This is a genomic window from Planococcus donghaensis MPA1U2 (genome assembly GCF_000189395.1).
GTDB classification, from domain to species: domain Bacteria; phylum Bacillota; class Bacilli; order Bacillales_A; family Planococcaceae; genus Planococcus; species Planococcus donghaensis_B.
On the sequence record NZ_AEPB01000059.1, the window covers coordinates 1 to 287 of the forward strand.

Annotated in this window: 1 pseudogene; it reads right to left on the reverse strand. The window is 50.5% G+C overall.

The window, feature by feature from the left end:
• A pseudogene (locus GPDM_RS15420) lies at positions 1 to 287 on the reverse strand (hypothetical protein); the annotation flags it as partial.

The following is a 287-nucleotide window of genomic DNA, read 5'->3' on the forward strand; positions in this document are numbered from 1 at the left end:
CCAACTGCAGCTGACAAGTCATCCGCGTTCGCTAGTAACGCGCCTGCTGCTTGGTCAAAGCTTTCCGCGCCATCGGCACCGTCTTGCATTGCCATGACCGCAAGGCCAGCGTGTTCAGTAAATGTTTGGTTTAATGTTGCACGCAAGTCAATCGCTGGTGTATCGGCACTTGTGTTTTCGAATTTGTCTGGGAACTGCGTTGTGATCGCAATGGACAAGCTTTCTGCGAACATGCTCATGTGTTGAATCCCTTCACGCTCTAATGAGTAGGCTTTTTCGAAATCGCC